General features: G+C 39.0%; 15 protein-coding genes. 9 read left to right on the forward strand and 6 right to left on the reverse strand.

From position 1 onward, the window contains the following. Positions 1–76 precede the first annotated feature (76 nt). The 6 genes from uxuA to QNH48_RS00285 all read left to right on the forward strand — a co-directional run bounded on the left by uxuA (position 77) and on the right by QNH48_RS00285 (position 10,669). Complete coding sequence (gene uxuA / locus QNH48_RS00260) at positions 77–1,132, forward strand: mannonate dehydratase (RefSeq protein WP_283953337.1); 1,056 nt, start codon at positions 77–79, stop codon at positions 1,130–1,132. A 30-nt stretch (positions 1,133–1,162) separates the two neighbouring features. Next, positions 1,163–3,262 carry an alpha-glucuronidase family glycosyl hydrolase gene (locus QNH48_RS00265; RefSeq protein WP_283953338.1) on the forward strand — a complete coding sequence of 700 codons (2,100 nt, stop codon included), beginning with the start codon at positions 1,163–1,165 and terminating at the stop codon, positions 3,260–3,262. Positions 3,263–3,340: 78 nt separating this feature from the next. Then, positions 3,341–4,945 carry a glycoside hydrolase family 43 protein gene (locus tag QNH48_RS00270; protein ID WP_283953339.1) on the forward strand — a complete coding sequence of 535 codons (1,605 nt, stop codon included), beginning with the start codon at positions 3,341–3,343 and terminating at the stop codon, positions 4,943–4,945. A 21-nt stretch (positions 4,946–4,966) separates the two neighbouring features. Further along, positions 4,967–6,037: an NAD(P)-dependent alcohol dehydrogenase gene (locus QNH48_RS00275; protein ID WP_283953340.1), complete on the forward strand. Its 1,071-nt coding sequence runs from the start codon at positions 4,967–4,969 to the stop codon at positions 6,035–6,037. 174 nt (positions 6,038–6,211) lie between these two features. Then, the gene (locus QNH48_RS00280; protein WP_283953341.1) at positions 6,212–9,631 is read left to right on the forward strand and encodes a glycoside hydrolase family 2 TIM barrel-domain containing protein; all 3,420 of its coding nucleotides are present in this window, start codon (positions 6,212–6,214) and stop codon (positions 9,629–9,631) included. 54 nt (positions 9,632–9,685) lie between these two features. Beyond that, positions 9,686–10,669 carry an aldo/keto reductase gene (locus QNH48_RS00285; protein WP_283953342.1) on the forward strand — a complete coding sequence of 328 codons (984 nt, stop codon included), beginning with the start codon at positions 9,686–9,688 and terminating at the stop codon, positions 10,667–10,669. Between the two features lie 115 nt (positions 10,670–10,784). Here the strand turns inward: QNH48_RS00285 and QNH48_RS00290 are convergent, their stop codons facing one another. The 6 genes from QNH48_RS00290 to QNH48_RS00315 all read right to left on the reverse strand — a co-directional run bounded on the left by QNH48_RS00290 (position 10,785) and on the right by QNH48_RS00315 (position 17,376). Then, positions 10,785–11,411, reverse strand: coding sequence for a YesL family protein (locus tag QNH48_RS00290; RefSeq protein WP_283953343.1), 627 nt, complete (start codon positions 11,409–11,411; stop codon positions 10,785–10,787). Positions 11,412–11,428: 17 nt separating this feature from the next. Continuing rightward, on the reverse strand, positions 11,429–12,322 hold the full coding sequence (locus QNH48_RS00295; RefSeq protein WP_283953344.1) for a carbohydrate ABC transporter permease: 894 nt from the start codon (positions 12,320–12,322) through the stop codon (positions 11,429–11,431). 16 nt (positions 12,323–12,338) lie between these two features. After that, a complete protein-coding gene (locus QNH48_RS00300) occupies positions 12,339–13,217 on the reverse strand; it encodes a carbohydrate ABC transporter permease (protein WP_283953345.1) in 879 nt (292 codons plus the stop codon). Positions 13,218–13,431: 214 nt separating this feature from the next. Further along, on the reverse strand, positions 13,432–14,739 hold the full coding sequence (locus tag QNH48_RS00305; protein ID WP_283953346.1) for an extracellular solute-binding protein: 1,308 nt from the start codon (positions 14,737–14,739) through the stop codon (positions 13,432–13,434). 108 nt (positions 14,740–14,847) lie between these two features. After that, complete coding sequence (locus QNH48_RS00310; RefSeq protein WP_283953347.1) at positions 14,848–15,633, reverse strand: response regulator transcription factor; 786 nt, start codon at positions 15,631–15,633, stop codon at positions 14,848–14,850. Next, a complete protein-coding gene (locus QNH48_RS00315) occupies positions 15,634–17,376 on the reverse strand; it encodes a sensor histidine kinase (protein WP_283953348.1) in 1,743 nt (580 codons plus the stop codon). Positions 17,377–17,601: 225 nt separating this feature from the next. On the opposite strand from QNH48_RS00315, the gene QNH48_RS00320 reads away from it, so the two are divergent. The 3 genes from QNH48_RS00320 to QNH48_RS00330 are packed head-to-tail and all read left to right on the forward strand — an operon-like array spanning position 17,602 to position 19,789. Then, entirely contained in the window at positions 17,602–17,931 is a 330-nt protein-coding gene (locus tag QNH48_RS00320) for a cyclic di-AMP receptor DarA (RefSeq protein ID WP_045515592.1), read from the forward strand. A 30-nt stretch (positions 17,932–17,961) separates the two neighbouring features. Then, a complete protein-coding gene (gene holB, locus QNH48_RS00325) occupies positions 17,962–18,969 on the forward strand; it encodes a DNA polymerase III subunit delta' (protein WP_283953349.1) in 1,008 nt (335 codons plus the stop codon). Further along, positions 18,962–19,789, forward strand: coding sequence for a PSP1 domain-containing protein (locus QNH48_RS00330; protein WP_283953350.1), 828 nt, complete (start codon positions 18,962–18,964; stop codon positions 19,787–19,789). The genes holB and QNH48_RS00330 overlap by 8 nt, the downstream gene beginning before the upstream one ends. Positions 19,790–19,799: the final 10 nt, after the last annotated feature.

Below are 19,799 nucleotides of genomic sequence, written 5' to 3' on the forward strand. Positions count from 1 at the left end.
TTAACACCTTATAGATGAAGTAAGTTTGTTTAAACAACAAACTTACTTTTTAAATTTTAGAACGGAGGAATAACCGATGAAAATGGCTTTTAGATGGTATGGTGAGGGAAATGATTCTGTTACCCTTCACCAAATCAAACAAATTCCTGGAGTCAAAACGATCGTCTGGGCACTTCATAATATGCTGGCTGGAGAAGAATGGCCAATGGAGAAAATTCTTGAAGTTAAGCGGCAAGTTGATCCATACGGATTTAATATCGATGTGGTTGAAAGTGTCAATGTTCACGAAGATATTAAATTAGGCCTTCCTTCAAGAGATAAATATATAGAGAACTATAAAAGAACCATTGAAAAACTGGCAAAGGTAGGGGTAAAAGTAATCTGCTATAATTTTATGCCCGTATTTGACTGGATTAGGACAGATTTATTTAAAGAACATGGTGATGGATCCACTTCCTTGTTTTATGAAAAGTCTAAGGTAGATGACATCGATCCAATGGAATTAGTGAATAGGATAGCAAATAATCGCGACTATACTATGCCAGGCTGGGAGCCGGAGCGCTTAGAAAATCTTACTAAGCTATTTGATGCCTATAGGGACGTATCAGTAGAAGATTTATTTAACAATTTGCAGTATTTTTTAGAAGCAATTATTCCAGTATGTGAAGAGAATGACATCAAAATGGCTATACATCCGGATGATCCACCATGGCCAATTTTTGGATTGCCCCGTATTATTACGAATCAGGAGAACATAAGACGAGTTTTAAAGCTTGTTAACAGTCCTTATAATGGGATAACACTTTGCAGTGGTGCTTTAGGTGCTAATCCAAACAACGATATCGTTGATATGGTAAGAGAATTTGCCGATCGCATACCTTTTGCCCATGTTCGTAATGTAAAAGTCTATGAAAATGGTGATTTTATTGAAACATCCCATCGCAGTCAGGATGGAACAGTGGATATGGTCGGTATCATGAAAGCTTATCATGAAAGCGGATTTAACGGATATATAAGACCAGATCATGGAAGGCATATTTGGGACGAAAAATGCCGCCCAGGCTATGGGTTATATGATCGAGCCCTTGGAATCATGTATCTTTTAGGGATTTGGGATTCATTGGAGCAGTAACATGCTTAATCATCTTTAGGAGGAGAAATAATGAAGAGCATTGTTGAGAATATTTCACAAAATACGACTGATTTGTTCAAGGTAGAACACAAAGAAAGTTATGCTGCCTGGCTTCAGTATAAAAATATTGAGGATCAAACATTAGTAAATGAATATAAACAATGGTGTGGCCGCATTAGTATTCTAGGAGCTTCTGCAGTCATTGAGTCTGCTAAGAAAGAACTTTTACTCGGCATTTCTTCTATGTTGGAAATTGAGCCAGATTGTAGTTCTGAACCAATGCAAGCTAGTCTTGTGTTAGCTGCAAAAGCTTCTATTGTTGATTTAGTGGATGTTGATTTTGATCAATTAAATGATGACGGATATGTTATCAAAACTGTTACATCTGGGGGAAAGGATACTATTTTCCTAGTGGGGAAAAACGATTCAGGTGTCTTATATGCTACTTTTCATCTATTACGCTTAATGCAAAACAGGGAAAACCTACAACAGCTGGATATCCTTGAGAATCCTAAAAATCAATTACGAATGCTTAATCAATGGGATAATATGGATGGAAGTATTGAACGCGGCTATGCAGGCAACTCGATTTTTTATAAAGAAAATGAATTCTCTGATGAACTTAATAGAATTGAAGACTATGCAAGACTTCTTTCTTCAGTAGGGATTAATGGAATTGCGATCAATAATGTAAATGTTCACAAGGTTGAAACAGATTTAATTACAAGCATCTTGCTGCCTAAAGTCGCAGAAGTAGCCGGAATTTTTAGGGCGTATGGAATCAGCACCTTCCTTAGCGTGAACTATGCAAGTACAATCACAATTGGAAATTTATCCACAGCAGACCCACTCGATTCTAAGGTTAGACAATGGTGGAAAGATAAGGCTGAAGAAATTTACAGCTATATTCCTAATTTTGGTGGATTCCTAGTCAAAGCCGATTCAGAACACCGCCCTGGACCTTTTACATATGGCAGAAACCATGCGGACGGTGCAAACATGCTTGCAGAAGCGCTCGAGCCTTTTAATGGAATTGTTCTTTGGAGATGTTTCGTTTATAACTGCCTTCAGGATTGGCGTGACCGCTCTACGGATCGAGCAAGAGCTGCCTATGACCATTTTAGACCATTAGATGGTCAGTTCCATGACAATGTTATTTTACAAATTAAGAATGGTCCAATGGATTTCCAAGTACGTGAAGGTGTTTCGCCGTTATTTGGTGCAATGGAAAACACCAATCAAATGTTGGAATTCCAAGTTACACAAGAATATACAGGACAACAAAGACATCTTTGCTACCTGGTTCCACAATGGAAGGAAGTCCTTGATTTTGATACGTATGCAAAAGGTAAAGGCTCAGAAGTCAAAAAGGTTGTCGATGGATCCCTGTTCCAATACAAGTATAGCGGGATTACTGCCGTATCCAATATCGGTAATGATTATAATTGGACTGGACATACTCTTGCACAGGCAAATCTTTACGGTTTTGGTCGCTTAACATGGGACCCGGATCTTTCAGCTGAAACAATCACAGAAGAATGGATTGGGCAAACCTTCGGCCAGGATGAATTGGTCAAAGAACTGATTAGTAAGATGCTGTTAAAATCATGGAGTATTTATGAAAAATATACGTCACCACTTGGTGTAGGCTGGATGGTAAACCCACATCATCATTACGGACCAAATGTGGATGGGTATGAATATGACGTTTGGGGAACGTACCACTTTGCGGATTGGAAAGGAATTGGGGTGGACCGGACTGTAAAAACGGGTACCGGCTACACCTCTCAGTATTTTAAAGAAAATACTGAGAGGTATGAAAATATTGAAACATGTCCAGATGAACTGCTGTTATTTTTCCATCATGTACCATACACACATAAGCTTAAATCAGGTGTAACGGTCATCCAGCATATTTACAACACTCATTTTGAAGGGGTTAAAGAGGCTGAGGGGTTGGTTAAATCCTGGTTACAGCTTAAGGATAAGATTGATCGGGAGCGCTTCGATGATATTTTAACTAGATTACAAGAACAAGCAAACCATTCAAAGGAATGGCGGGATATTATCAATACCTATTTTTATAGGAAATCAGGAATAAAGGAAGAGCAAAACAGAAAAATCTATTAAATTCAAAATAGATTGGGCAGTTACTCAGCGTTCGTTTTGATCAATAGGTGGCAGCTGTCAAAATAAGGAGGAGTTACTTTGTCTCGGATTGTTAATCCAATATTACGTGGATTTAACCCTGATCCTTCCATAATCAGGGTTGGAGATGATTTTTATATCGCAACGTCCACCTTTGAATGGTTTCCCGGGGTTCAAATTCACCATTCTAGAGATTTAAAGAATTGGAAGCTGATAGGTCATCCATTAACACGGAAGAGCCAGCTTGATATGATTGGGAATCCTGATTCAGGCGGGATTTGGGCTCCATGCTTAAGCTATCATGAAGGAACCTTTTACTTAATTTTTACAGATGTTAAAAGTCATATCGGCCCGTTTAAGGATACTCATAATTACCTTGTAACAGCCGAGAACATCGAGGGTCCTTGGTCCGAACCTATTTATTTAAACAGCAGTGGTTTTGATCCATCACTATTCCATGATGACGATGGGAGAAAATGGTTAGTGAACATGGTGTGGGACCATCGAAAAAATAAAAATTCCTTTGGTGGTATATTGCTTCAACAGTATTCTCCTGAGGAGAAAAAATTAGTAGGACCTATTCACAATATTTTCAGAGGTACCAAACTTGGTTTAACTGAAGCGCCTCATATTTACAAACATCATGACTTCTATTATTTAATGACCGCTGAAGGTGGAACAAGATATGAACATGCTGTAACCGTTGCGCGCTCAAAGAATCTTTATGGTCCCTATGAGTTAGACCCAATTGGTCCTATTCTTACTTCATCCGGCAAACCCAAATTGGAGCTTCAAAAGGCAGGGCATGCGAGCATTGTACATACTCAGGACAATGAATTTTATTTAGTTCACTTGACAGGGCGTCCCCTTAAGCCATCCATGAATTGTAATCTCGGCAGAGAAACAGCTATTCAAAAAGGGACCTGGACTGAGGATGGCTGGCTAAGGCTTGCTGATGGCGGAACAAGTCCGCATCTTCAGGTGGAAGGACCAGAATTACCTGAAAATCCCTTTGTGCAAGAACCTGATACAGAACACTTTGAACATGAAAATATAAGCATTCATTTTAATACACTTCGTGAACCGCTTAGTGATGAGTGGGGGACGACTAAGGAGAGACCTGGTTTTCTTAGATTAATAGGAAGAGAGTCTCTTAGTTCCAACCATAGACAGAGTCTGGTTGCACGCAGGCAGCAGGCCTTTTCTGTTATTGCGGAAACAGTGGTGGAATTTGAGCCTGAAACCTATCAGCACCTAGCAGGTCTGGTCTATTATTACAATACAAAAAATTTCTATTATCTTTGGATCAGCCATGATGAGGAGCAAGGAAAATCCTTAGGCATCATGTCCAGTGACCGTGGTTTATACGATGAGCCATTAGAAACCCCAGTATCGATCGAAGGCTGGGAGCGAGTCTATTTAAAAGCTGACCTCCACTATGCAAATCTGCAATTCTATTTCTCTAAAGATGGAGAGACTTGGACTGCCATCGGCCCTATTTTAGATGCTAGCAAAATATCAGATGACAATGTCGAACTAAAAATAGGCGGCATTTTACTTGACCAAGGTTTTACAGGCGCTTTTATTGGCGTATGTACACAGGATCTTAGCGGTCAAGGCAAATATTCAGATTTCGATTACTTTACTTATCGTGAACGTAAATAAAAAGAAAGTGGGGGCGGAGAAATGGCAACAGCTCTAATGGATGCAGCAGTGATGAACAAGCCATTGGATATAGAAGTAAAGAAGATTAGCATTCCAGAACCTAGGGCAAACGAGGCGCTGCTAAAAGTATATTGTATCGGCGTATGCGGCTCCGATGTTCACTATTATGAGCATGGAAAGATTGGCCGTTACGTAGTGAAGGAACCGATTGTTTTAGGACATGAATTAGCTGGTCAGGTTGTAAAAGTTGGATCAGATGTTACCCATGTAACAGTTGGTGACAGGGTAGCGGTAGAACCAGGTGTAACCTGTGGCCGGTGCGAATATTGTAAGATTGGGCGTTACAACCTATGCCCTGATGTCGTATTCATGGCAACACCACCGGTTGATGGTGCTTGGGCAGAATATGTGACAATCCGCAGCGATTTCCTTTTTAAGCTGCCAGACAGTATGAGCTTTGAGGAAGGTGCTTTACTGGAGCCGCTATCAGTAGGCTTTCATGCGATGAATCGCGGTAAAGTTACACCTGCTGACCGAATTTTTGTAAGCGGACTTGGGCCAATTGGGCTTTTAGCTGTACAAGCAGCTAAAATGTTCGGAGTTTCTGAAATTTATGCAAGTGATGTTGTTCCTTACCGGAGACAATTAGGTCTCGAAATGGGGGTAACGGGAGTCATTGATCCGTTAAGTGAGAATGCCAAGGACAAAATTGCGGAATTAACCGCTGGAAAAGGTGTGACGGTTGTAATCGAATCTTCCGGTAATCAAAGGGCGATAGCCGACGCTGTCAAAGTGGTTAATCGCGGTGGAAGAATTGTGTTTGTCGGCATGCCTGCAGTGAATGAGATTCCGCTTGATGTAAATCAGATTATTGATGGGGAAATCGATGTATACGGAATTTTCCGTTATGCCAATACATACCCTGCAGCCATTCAAGCACTAGGCGGCTCTGGAGTTGATATCGAAAAAGTCATTACACACAAGTATGCCTTAAGCGAAATTAAGGAAGCGGTTGAAATGGCAAGAACCCAAAAGGATACAAGCATCAAAATCATGATTTATCCAGATAAAGAAAATATCCAAAATAAATAAAAGCAAAATTATAAAAAGCTTGAGAGCTGGAAGAACAAGCCAGCTCTCTTTTAGAAGAGTTTTACGGAAAAATCAGTAGAATCCGTGAGAACACGATTCGTGATTTTGATTGGTATAAAGGAAATCGGTTTTAATTGGGACCGGTCGAAACTAGATTAAAGGGAGTACACCAACATGAACCAGAAAACACTTTTTAATGATGGATGGGAATTTGCCAAAAGTAGCCTGGAGACTACAGGTAGTGCGACTTTGAAATTTGACCCGGTCGACCTGCCCCATGATTGGCTTATCTATAATACATTGGATCTTTATGAAAACAGTATCGGCTGGTATCGTAAAACATTTACATATACGAAAGAGGAAGAACAGGTTCTCTTGTGCTTTGATGGCGTTTATATGGAATCTTCCCTCTATGTGAATCAGCAGTTTATAGGAGAATGGAAATACGGTTATTCCTCATTTGAACACGAGATCACAGAGAAGCTCATGGAGGGGGAAAATGAAATCTTGGTCAAGGTCGTACACCAGAGCCCCAATAGCCGATGGTACTCGGGTGCGGGCATCTACCGCAATGTATGGCTGAAGACAAGGGCTAAGACCTATATTGTAACGGATGGAATTTACATTACCACGAAACAGAAAGAGGATGGCTGGGAGGTAGAAGTCGATACAGACTTGAACATCAATGAAGATGGACACCTCTCCCATACGATTTCGTATAAAGGTCAAATGATTGCGGCTACTTCCGAAATGGTCGTGGCAGGCATAGATTCCAGAAAGCAGAACAGGCAAAGGCTAATGGTCAAAAACCCGGAGGTTTGGAGCCCAGATGAACCGAATCTTTATCAACTCACAACCCAATTACAGCCAGTTGGAAAGGACCAGGAAATTGAATCCATATCCCAGAAAATAGGATTTCGAACCATTAACCTCAATCCGGAGCAGGGTTTTTTCCTAAATGGGAAAAGGATGAAATTAAATGGCGTTTGTGAACATCATGACTTGGGAGCATTAGGAGCCGCGTGCAATAAAACAGCCCTAGAAAGAAGATTTGCTATATTGAAGGAAATGGGTGTTAACGCAATCCGGACAGCTCACAATATGCCTGCTAAAGAACTGATGGATTTAGCAGATGAAATGGGAGTTCTTATCGTCTCGGAGGCCTTTGATATGTGGGAAAGGTCAAAAACGCCTTATGACTACGCAAGATTTTTTAAGGATTGGGCTCCTATTGATATAAAAAGCTGGGTTATGAGAGACCGGAATCATCCTAGCTTGGTAATGTGGAGCATAGGAAATGAAATATATGATACCCATGCCGATGAAAGAGGGCAAGAATTAACAAAAATGCTTTTGGATGAGGTACGAAAATATGATACGAAGGAAAATGCAAGTGTGACCATTGGATCTAATTATATGCCGTGGGAGAATGCTCAAAAATGTGCGGATATTGTTAAGGTCGCAGGTTATAACTATGCAGAAAAATATTATCAAAAACATCATGAGGAGCATCCGGATTGGGTTGTCTATGGCAGTGAAACCGCCTCTGTTGTACAAAGCAGAGGAATCTATCACTTCCCCTTTGAAAAATCGATACTGGCAGACGATGACGAGCAATGTTCTGCGCTTGGAAACAGTTCAACAAGCTGGGGAGCAAAGTCAATAGAAGCTTGTATTATAGCAGATCGAGACACCCCTTTCTCGCTCGGTCAATTTATTTGGACAGGATTTGACTATATCGGTGAACCAACGCCATATCATACCAAGAATTCCTACCTAGGACAAATTGATACGGCTACTTTTAAAAAGGATTCATTTTACATTTATCAAGCAGAATGGACAGATTACAAGACAAGCCCAATGGTGCACATTTTTCCTTATTGGGAATTTAATAAAGGTCAAACCATTGATGTAAGGGTATGCTCCAATGCACCTAAAATTGAACTGCAATTCAATGGTGTCACCGTTGGTACCCATGATATTGACCATGTACATGGGACAGAACTAGTCGGGTGGTGGAAGCTCCCTTATCAAGAGGGAGAATTAAGGGCACTTGCCTATGATGAAACAGGAAAAGTAATTGCAATGGATGTAAAAAGATCCTTTGGAGATGCAAAGAAGATATGTCTAAAGGCAGATAAAAAGGAACTTATTGCAGATGGAAGGGATTTAATTTTTGTCGAAATTAGTATGGAAGATGAAAATGGTAATCCAGTAGAGAATGCCACTAACCGGGTAAATGTCCATGTTACGGGCGCAGGTCGGTTGCTTGGTCTAGATAATGGGGATAGTACAGATTACGACCAGTATAAAGGGAAAAGCAGAAGATTATTCAGCGGGAAGTTAATGGCCATCATAGGAGCAACATTGGAACCAGGAAAGATTCAAATGGAGGTTTCCTCCAAAGGGTTAGAAACGCAGATGGCAGAATTTGGGTCTCTTCCAATGAAAGATGCAGATGTAGAAGGAATCTCTGCACATATGAACAATCGTGACTTACCAGTTGTGATGGGAAGCAGTGAAGAGATGCCTCTCCGCAAAATTGAAATTATCAGCGAATCAGGACAATTGTTTGATGAATCAAGGAAAGAGATGGTTGTCCGGGCAAAGTTACACCCGCCGGATGCTTCTTATCAAGAAGTAGAGTGGAGTGTGGTGAATGAAGCAGGAATTGTATCAAATATTGCCAAGGTAGAGGCCTTTGGCCATGAAGCGAAGATTATCGCTTTAGGTGATGGAGAATTTAGAGTGCGTTGTACGAGCAAGAATGGTACTGACAAAACGAAACTAATATCTCAACTAGAATTCATCGCAGAGGGCCTTGGAACAGCTTATAAAGATCCATATGGTTTTATCTCTGCAGGGCTATATGATTACAGCCAAGGGGAAGTAGGAAACGGGAACGAAAGAGGAGTGGCGACAAGCCGGGATGGTGAAACCCAAGTAGGTTTTCATGACATCGACTTTGGCCTGTATGGCTCTGACGCCATCACGCTTCCGATTTTTGCTTTATCAAGTGAAGAATATTCCCTACAGATATGGGAGGGAATGCCTGATGAGGATGGAAGTGAATTGGTGGCGGATGTCATCTACCAAAAGGAATCGAAGTGGAATGTGTATCAAGAAGAAACCTATCGCTTGTCAAAGAGACTCCGCGGCATTACTTCGATTTGTTTTGTCCTTCAAAAGAAGGTGCACATCAAAGGATTTTCATTTGAAAAACAGAATCGCGCATTTGAACAAAACGATGCTGTCGAATGTGACCACATATACGGTGACACATTTGTTCTGAGAGAATATTGTGTGGAAGGTATTGGAAATAATGTCTCTCTAGAGTTTGAAGAGATGGATTTTACAAGTGAAGGTTGTACAAAACTTGCCATTAAGGGCAGATCGCCGATTGATAAAAATACGATTCATATCCGTATTGTTAATCAAGAAGGCGAAAGCAATCAACTGGTTGAATTCACACAATCGGATGAATACGAAGAGCGAGTATTTGAATTAGAAAGAATAACTGGAGTACAAAAGGTAACCTTCATATTCCTGCCAGGTTCGAATTTTGACTTTGGCTGGTTCCGTTTTGAACGATAAAAGATGAAATAAAGTAGGAAGCGCTGGATAAATGAATAAAGGGGAGTTGTCACAATGAATTATCGTGAACTAGGTAATACAGGAATAATGATCAGTGAAGTTAGCTTCGGAACATGGGCAATAGGGGGTTCATGGGGCAGGACTAGTGATATAGAAGCTCTGAAATCCTTAGAATATGCGATTGACCGAGGAGTGAACTTTTTCGATACGGCTGATGTATACGGGGATGGTCATAGTGAGGAGTTATTGGCCAAGGCCACTAAGGGCAGGGAAGATGAGATACATGTTGCAACCAAGTTCTGCCGTCAGGGTGATATTTTTGATCCGAAAAATTACAGCTATGAAAAAGTAAGTTCCTATTGTGAAGACAGCCTCCGCCGTTTAAACAGGGAAGCGATTGATTTGTATCAAATTCATTGCCCTGCAACAGAGATTTTGAAAGATGGCAGTGTCTTTGAAGCACTAGATCGCCTGAAGAAAGAAGGTAAAATCCGTCATTATGGAGTTAGTGTAGAAACCGTAGAAGAGGGACTCATTTGTTTAGAATATCCCAACGTAAAAAGCCTGCAAATCATATTTAATATGTTCCGCCAAAAGCCATTAGAAACATTAATACCCGAAGCTTATCAAAAAGGGGTAGGTCTTCTTGTTCGATTACCGCTTGCCAGTGGACTGCTAACTGGTAAATTTACCTCTGACCATGTTTTCGAAGCCAACGATCATCGCCGATTTAATGAAAATGGAGAGGCATTTAATGTTGGGGAAACCTTTGCAGGTCTTGGGTTCCATAAAGGTGTAGAATTGGCTGATGGGTTAAAGTGGATTGCAGAAGGCCGAAAATCAATGGCTAGTGCGGCACTGCGATGGATTCTAGACCAAAAAGAAATTACATGTATCATTCCTGGATTTAAAAATGTTAAACAAGTCGAGGACAATCTCTCTGCCTTGGATACAAAGTCGTTTTCAGCAGAAGAAAAGCAAGAGATACAACGTTTCTATCAGGAAGAGGTAAAGGATTTTATTAGAGGCCCTTATTAAGGGAGCAAAACAATATAAACGCAGCTTAAGTTTTAAAAATGCAAAAGACAGATGGAAGGTTTCTTATTACAAGAAACACCTCCTATCTGTCTTTTTCGTTGAACAATTTTAAAAGTTAGTTCATCTGTTTCTTTTTGTCTACTTTATTAAAAGCAAGATAGCCTGATGCCATTATTATTGCTGCTGAAAGACTGCCGCCGAAGAAAAAGCCTAAACCTGGGATGAATTTCACCACAAAAAACATGGCAGCGATACCAGCGATCATTACGATATTTTCAAGAGGGTTAATGAGCATCATAAAAAATGAATTTTTAATCATCTGTATCAGTTTTAACTCATAATGAACATAAATCGGGAGCAGGTAAAACATTGTCATGACTACTGCAAACATAAACATGTAAAGAGGGATATGGATTGCATTCGTAAAACCGTTCCCCAAATTCTTCATGAAAACTAAATCAAGAACAATTAGTCCACATACAATTGCAACAAGTAAGCCTAGTCCATTACTGCGAAGAAACTCAGATTTATAGGTTACCCAAAAGGTTCGAAAAATGGGGATATCCCCTTCCCCCATAATCCATTTACGAATGACTGTGAACATCGAAATCGTAGCAGGGAAAAGTCCGAGAACGACCAGACCGACCAACGAAAATCCAATCCATAATAAATTAATATAAGCAAATTTGGCAATCCATTCAGTAGCCGAATAGATCCGATTTGTCGTGCTAGTTCCACTCACTCTAATCCCTCCAACAATCAACCTTTGACTGAACCGGCTGCCATACCCTCAACAATCTTATTACTTAAGAATAAGAAGGTAAGTAGAATTGGCACAATACTGATAACAAGAGTGGCCCCAATGGCACCCCAATCTGTTAAGTATTGTCCTACGAAGTTGTTGATTCCAACAGTTAGTGTTTTCCAATTATCTGAACTGATGAATGTGTTTACAAAGACGAATTCATTCCAGTTATAAATCATGTTAATAATCGCAGTCGTTGATAGTACGGGCACGGTCATCGGCAGGGTAATTTGGAAGAAGATTCGGTGCACCGAGCATCCATCCATTACCGCTGCTTCTTCAATTTCACGTGGGAAAGTTTTATAAAAACCTAATAAAATCATAATCGTTAACGGTAAGTTAAAGGCTGTATAAGACAAGACAATCGATGTTGGATTATCAATTAAATTTAAATTGTTATACATGTTAAACAAAGGAATTAATGTTGAATGCAAGGGAATCATATAAGCTACTAAAAATAATCCGAGAATGAGACCACTTAATTTCCAGTGCATCCGTGTAACAGCAAACGTTACGAAACTGGCAAGGATAATGGTAAGGACGACCGATAATACCGTAATCCAAACGCTGTTGAAAAAGTAAAGCCCAATATTTCCAGAAGTCCAAGCTTTTGTGTAGTTTTCCCATTGCGGGTCTTGTGGTAAAGCGAAAGGAGACATTCCAAACACTTCTTGATTGGTTTTCAGTGAAAAGAACACCAGCCAAACTAATGGGTAAATCTGAATAATAGCAAACAACCCTAATATTAGATAAAGAAAGCCAAATCCGATTTTGTTCAAGTATGATTTCTTCGTGGTTTTGGGCACGGAAAGGTTTGTTGTTGTTTGTTGTGTGCTAACCTCACTCATCTTGTTTCACTCCCCCTTAAAATTGAACATCATCATTAGATTTCGTTAGTTTCGAGGTTAGCCAAGTCATGATCAGACAAATTACTAGTAGTCCAAATCCGATGGCACTGCCATAACCAAAGTTATTCAATTTAAATGCTTCCTTGTACATATATGAGGCCATTACTTCACTTGCACCGTTTGGTCCTCCGCCAGTCATGACATAAATTAAGTCAAAATATTTCAATGAACCAACTACTGCAAGCATGATCGTTACTTTAAACACTCCAGAAATGAGCGGTAATTTAATTTTAAAAGCTATTTGTATCGGGTTAGCACCATCAATTTTTGCCGCTTCAATCACTTCATCTGGTACATTTTTTAATGCTGCATAATAAATAAGAATATAAAATCCTGCAAACTGCCAAATAACTGGGATGAAAATTGAGAAAAGAGCGATCTTAGGATCTGCTAACCAAATCGGTGTATTTTCCACGCCAAACATTTCAAGTAATTTGTTGGCCATTCCATTCGTTGGGTCAAAAATCTTCATCCAAAGCTGGGCAATGGCTACAGATGATAATAACATTGGAATTAAATAAATCTTACGTAATAAATCCGATCCCTTAATTTTACTAGCTAAAACAAGTGAGATTCCTAAATATAACAGTAAGCTAGCCGTAGAAAAAATGGCTAATTGGAAAGAATGCCACGCACTTGTCCAGAAAACATTATCCTGAATCAAGGTGATATAATTTTCTAACCCAATAAATTTCATCTCACCAATTCCGTCCCAATCCATGAAACCATAATAACCTGATAATCCAATTGGAATATAGATAAGGACTAGTACGAGAAATAAAGCAGGGAGCGTATAAAGGGCGATTACTAATTTATTCGACATAACATTTTTCATGTTGGTAGTCCCCTTCCTTTCTATAAGGCTGTTTCGTAAAGATTGTTGTTAAAATCTTAAAGCCGATTTAAACGTGGAAATAGCTATTTTGCGCTTTAGAATTAAGTTTGCAGGCTCTTTTCTTAAATTTTGTCCCAAAAAACAACAAAGTTTAAGAAAAGAGCCTTCTATAAAGAAGAGGACATATTTAGCAATATGCCCTCTTGCAAAGAAATTATTTCTCAGAAGCAAGAGCCTCTTCTTGTGTTTTTGTGAACTCTTTAGGTGATGATTGTCCGCCAAATAATGCCTGAATCTGATTTAAGTGAACATCAGCCACCCCAGCAGACATTTGAACATCTGCATAAAGTGTTAGATTAGTAGCTTTCCCTAAATCATTAAGAATGTCAATGTACATTTGGTCAAGATCGCCATTGGATGTATCAACTTTAGTTGCTGGAATAACACCAGCGTCAACAACGGAACGCTTGCCCCATTCTTCTACTAAGTAAGAAACAAATGCCTTCGCTTCGTCTTTTACTTTTGACTGTTCAGATACAAATAAACCAACACCAGGGCCGCCTACATAGCTATCAATATCGCCTTTTCCACCTTCATATGTGGGGAACTTGAAGTATCCAACTTTTTCTTTAAATTCCTTAGCAACATCAGGGCTAGTAGTATAGTTTGGTAATTCCCAAGTCGCCATTAAATACATGGCTGCTTGCTCATTCATAAAGTAACCTTTTGCTTCATCGTTTGATAGTCCGTTAAATCCTTTAACAAATGCACCCTTATCAACAAGTTTTGTAACTTCTTCAGCCGCTTTAACTAAAGCTGGATCTTCAAAACTTCCAGTACGATTGATCGCATTATTTAATGCCTCTGGTCCGCCAATACGGTCTGCAAGGTACATATACCACATAGAGCCTGTCCAGCGATCTTTGTTTCCTAAAGTGATTGGAGTAACACCTTTATCAACAAGTGTATCTACAACGTTTAAGAACTCATCATAAGTCTCTGGAGCTTTTAAGTTATATTTCTTAAAAATTTCTTTATTGTAATACACAGGAGTAATGTTCAATTCGAGAGGTAAAGCGTATGTCTTTTCATCCACTGAGAAAGCATCAAGTGTACCAGCAACGAATTTATCTTTTTGGACAATATCATCTAATGGTGTGAACATATTTCCATCAACGAAAGGTTGCATATAACCAGCAGCCCAAGTAATCCCAACATCTGGAAGTTCGTTTGAAGCAGATAAAACCTTGACTTTCTCTTTGTACTGTTCATTTCCTAAAATCTCCGTTTGAATATCGACATCCGGATTCTCTTCTTCATAAGCTTTGATAATGTTATCAACAATTGTATACTGGGCATTTGAACTGCCTTCTGGCCATAAATGCATCATTTTTACAACTGTTTTGTCACTGCTTGACTTACCCGAATCTTCAGATGTACTTGATGATGATGAACAGCCTCCTAAAACTAGCCCGCCCATTAATGCCAAAGATATCAAAGTGGAAAACGCTTTCTTTTTCATTGAATTAAAACCCCCTTAATGTGTTTTCAGATATGTCTTACAATTAAAGTCTAACACCTAAGAAATAATCAAAAAAGGGGACTGAGATTAGGAAAAGTACCACCATTTTTAGAAAACGCTCTCATCGTTTACTTTTCGATAGGTACTTGGAGTTATCCCTTCAAGTTCCTTGAAAATTTTAATAAAGTATTTAGAAGTTTTATAGCCGACCTCTTCAGCAATTTCATTGATTGGCAGATTGGTTAAAATAACCAATTCTTTTGCGCGCTGAATTCTTCTTCTTGTTACATACTCACTAAAATTTAGATTGGCCTGGTCCTTAAACAACACGCTAAAATAACTCGGATTCAAATGAACATGAGCAGCTACGTCCTTTAAGGTCAATTCATCCTTTAGATGTTGATCGATATAGGCTATGGCTTTGCGAATAGGATCTTTCGATGAATCCATTTTGTTGTTGGTTTCGACTATTTTTTCATCCACTACTTTTTCAATCATCCCGGCTCTTACTTGCTTTTCCATAACCTTAACTGCTTCTTCAACAGCTTCAATCAGCTTCTTTTTACCGATAGGCTTTAAAAGATAATTTACTACACCGAGCCTTAAAGCTTCCTGAGCATACTCAAACTCGGAGTAAGCGGAAATAACTATGACCACAGGAGAGGACCCTTTTTCTTTCATGTTTTTTAACAGTTGTAATCCAGTCATCTCAGGCATGCGGATATCAGAAAGCAAAATATGAATCTTCTTTTCTTCCATAATCCCCAGGACTTCTTCGCCGCTATCCGCAGTGAGGATGGTAAAGTCACCATTATTCCAACTTTCTAACGTTCTCTGCAAGCCTTGCCTTGTTCTAGGTTCATCGTCAACGATTACGATATTTTTAGTAAGCATTTACTCTCCTCCATCAATTGGCAGCTCGAATGAAATCCTTGTGCCCATGTTTAATTTACTCTCAATCAAAAGGTCTGAATGTGTGATTCCTTTGTAATATAATTTTAAGCGTTTGTAAACGTTGGAAATGGCCATTCCTTTTCCTTTCACTGAAGAGGTACCACCCGTTTTCATTGATTGAGTAATCCACTCAAGCCGCTCTTTATCCATACCAAGACCATCATCTTGAACAGAGATGCAAATCCATTCTGTGTCTTCCCGTTTTATCGGTACAACCGTTATTGAAACGAGGCAATTTCCGAGCTTGTTTCCTGCGCCATGCAAAATTGCATTTTCTACCAAGGGCTGGATAATCAGTTTTGGTATTCTTACATGCTCGTATTCTAAGGGTACCATTACCTGCCATTGTAATCTGTCACCAAAGCGCATTTTCATAATTTCCATATAGTCACCTATATGCTTGATTTCGTCTTTCAAAAACACCCAATCATCATCGGATTCTTTTGTAATGGTATAACGGAATAAATTGGACATGGCTAAGACTAGTTCAGACAATTCTTCTTCATCCTTTTCTTCAAGTGACCAATGAAGTGCATCCAGTGTATTGAAGAGAAAATGCGGGTTAATTTGTGCTTGAAGAGCTTTCAATTCGCTGCGGCTTCGTAAAATCTCCTTTTGATAAACCATCTGGATTAAATGATTGGTTTCTTTAACTAGCTGATTATAGGTACTGTTTAATTCATTAATTTCATTTACAGAAGAAACACTAGGATTCAATGTTAATGAACCTTCTCCCGCACGCTGCATGGTTTTTGTTAATCTTACTATTGGCCTTGTAATGACTGTTGAAAGGAAATAGGAGCAGATTGTAAAAATGAATACACCAAATATTCCAGATAAAATAAACCCTGTCCGAATCCCTAACATTCCCTGTGTTAGTTCACTTACAGGGGTTAAAATAAGCACGGTCCAACCTGTGAGCTTGGATGATTGCTTTGTCACCATATACTCTCGCTGATTTAATTGAACAATGTTTTCATCGCTTTCAATAATACTCTTTATATCTCCATGATAATTGTTGATAATTGGCTTTTGGTCTTGATCTAGAAGTATGGTGTATTGATCGTTTTCATTTGTTTCGTTTGCAAATTTAATATGATTACGGTTAATACTAATTAAAAGATAACCGCCATTCCTAAATTGTCTTTCTATTAAATTGACACTGCGAATGGCGAGAAAGTAGTTTTTATCAGCTGGATCCTCACCAATCCAAACCATACTTCCTTTTGCTGTATTTGCTTTATTAATCCACTTTTTATCAATTTGGTTCAATAAAGAATCTTCATCTAGGGGTAGAACACGCTGCTGTTTACCAGCAAAGAGCTGAAAGGAAAAGATTCCATCTGTATTCCCCATAATTCTGTTGATATGTCCCATTAAACGTTGACGGTCACTAAACGATACTTCTTTTCTATGATGGACATCCGTTAAGATCCGTTGGACCTCTTCATCCGTTATCACAAGCTTTGAGGACATGTTAATTTGCTCATAAAGTGATTCGATACGGCCATTTGCTTCGATGGCCACTTGTTGGATTTGTTTTTCAGCATTATTTTTTAATAAAGAGGAAACCTGTCTCAACGTAAGAAGACTGACAATCAATAGAACAATGATCATAACTAATAAGAAAATCAATAAAATTTGATTCCGTAAAGTATTCCATTTTTTTAGTCGATTAAGCATTGATTGTTCGCCTTTCTTTTCTATAATAATTTCTAATTATATTATTATACCTTTTTTATGTAATCGTTGTCTTTTAGAGTTATGTGGAAATTACCCAGTTTTGTGAGAATGTAATTTCAGACAACTTTCAAAATAACTCACTGTCGAATATCAATGTGAGAAGGACAAATACCTGTTATAATATAGGAAAGATATATGAAATATGGATGAAGGGGTTGGTTTGAGATGAAACTTATCATCGCTGTTGTTCAGGATCAGGATAGCAACCGGTTATCAAAGGCACTGGTTGATAATAATTTTAGAGCGACTAAACTGGCAACGACAGGTGGCTTTTTGAAATCTGGCAATACCACCTTTATGATTGGAACAGAGGATATACGAGTAGACCGTGCACTGCAAATCATTAAAGATAACTGCAAATCACGCGATCAATTAGTGGCACCTGTTTCTCCAATGGGTGGAAATGCAGACTCCTTTGTACCGTATCCTGTAGAAGTTGAGGTTGGCGGTGCTACTGTTTTCGTTCTGCCAATTGAGCAATATATGCATTTTTAAAACGATACTACTTGTAAGAGAGTGATAAACTTGGTAAAAACATGGGATCAATTAGAAGAGCTGCAGCCTGCCGTGCTAAAAATGTTAAAGAACAGTTTGTTGAAGAATCGTGTGGCCCATGCCTATTTACTTGAGGGAATCAGAGGGACTGGGAAAAAAGAAATCGCTTTATTAATCACGAAAGCTTTATTTTGCGATTCCTTAATAGAAGGCTATAAACCTTGTGAGACTTGTCATAATTGCCGGCGAATTAACAGCGGTAATCATCCCGATGTCCATAAGGTTGAGCCTGATGGATTATCGATAAAAAAACAGCAAATCCAAGCCCTCCAGGAGGAGTTCTCCAAAAAAGGGGTAGAATCGTCTAGAAAAGTTTATATGATAAGCGATGCTGACAAAATGAGTGTGAGTGCAGCAAATAGTTTGCTAAAGTTCCTGGAAGAACCAAACTCACAAACGACAGCTTTTTTGCTAACTGAGCAGCTTCAGCAACTGTTGCCAACGATTCTTTCAAGGTGCCAAATTTTATCATTTAAACCATTATCTCCACAATCAATGATTAATCAATTGACTGAAAACGGCGTAAATCCAATGAAGGCGCCATTATTAGCACAGTTGACGAATAGTCTTGATGAAGCATATGAATTAAATGTCGATGATTGGTTTGCACAAGCTCAAAAAATAGTGTTAAAATTATATGAGGTGTTGAAAAAAAATCCTTTAGAAGCAATGGTAACACTTCAAGGAGATTGGTTCTCACACTTTAAAGAGAAAGAACAGATTAATCGTGGGTTAGATCTTTTACTTCTTATTTTTAAGGATTTATTATATATACAATTAGATAAACAGGAGCAAATCGTCTTTAAAGCTGAAAGTGAAGTGTTAAGGCAGTATGCTCTTGAAACATCCGGACGGCGGTTATCGGATCAAATGTCGGCTATTCTCGAGGCAAAAAGGAAGCTGCAGGCCAATATGAACCCACAGCTAATGATGGAAGAGCTTGTGTTAAATTTGCAGGAGGGATCTTCATTTGTATGATGTTGTAGGAGTGCGCTTTAAAAAGGCGGGGAAAATCTATTATTTTGATCCAGGAGATCTCTCAATTCAAAAGGATGAATTCGTGATCGTCGAAACTGTTCGCGGGGTTGAATACGGTAAGGCTGTTGTTCCACGTAAACAGGTTGAGGAGCATGATGTCGTTCTGCCTTTAAAAAAGGTAGTGAGGATTGCAGATCATAAGGATCGGATGATTGTAGAAGAAAATAAACAAGCTGCCCAGGAAGCATATGATGTTTGTAATGAAAAAGTAAATGGGCATCAACTAGATATGAAACTAGTCGATGTTGAATATACATTTGACCGAAATAAAGTGATTTTCTATTTTACAGCTGACGGCAGAGTTGATTTTCGTGAGTTAGTAAAAGATTTAGCAGCTATTTTTCGGACAAGAATTGAATTGCGCCAAATCGGTGTCAGGGACGAAGCGAAAATGCTTGGTGGAATTGGTCCATGTGGAAGAATGCTTTGCTGTTCCACATTTTTAGGCGATTTTGATCCTGTTTCCATTAAGATGGCAAAGGATCAAAACCTCTCATTGAATCCTACTAAAATATCCGGTTTATGCGGCAGGCTTATGTGCTGCTTGAAATATGAAAATGATGAATATGAAGCAGCAAAAGCACAGCTGCCTGATTTAGGGGAAATGATTGAAACTCCTCAAGGCCGAGGAAAAGTGGTAGGATTAAATATATTAGAGCGGGTACTTCAGGTGGAACTAAAGGAACAGGACCGAGTTCTGGAGTATACATTGGATGAGATTCTTAAAGAAGGTGCCTTTTCTATACAATCCACAGATTAAGAGGTGTGAG

Origin of the sequence: Neobacillus sp. YX16 (genome assembly GCF_030123505.1) — a bacterium.
Lineage (GTDB): Bacteria > Bacillota > Bacilli > Bacillales > Cytobacillaceae > Neobacillus.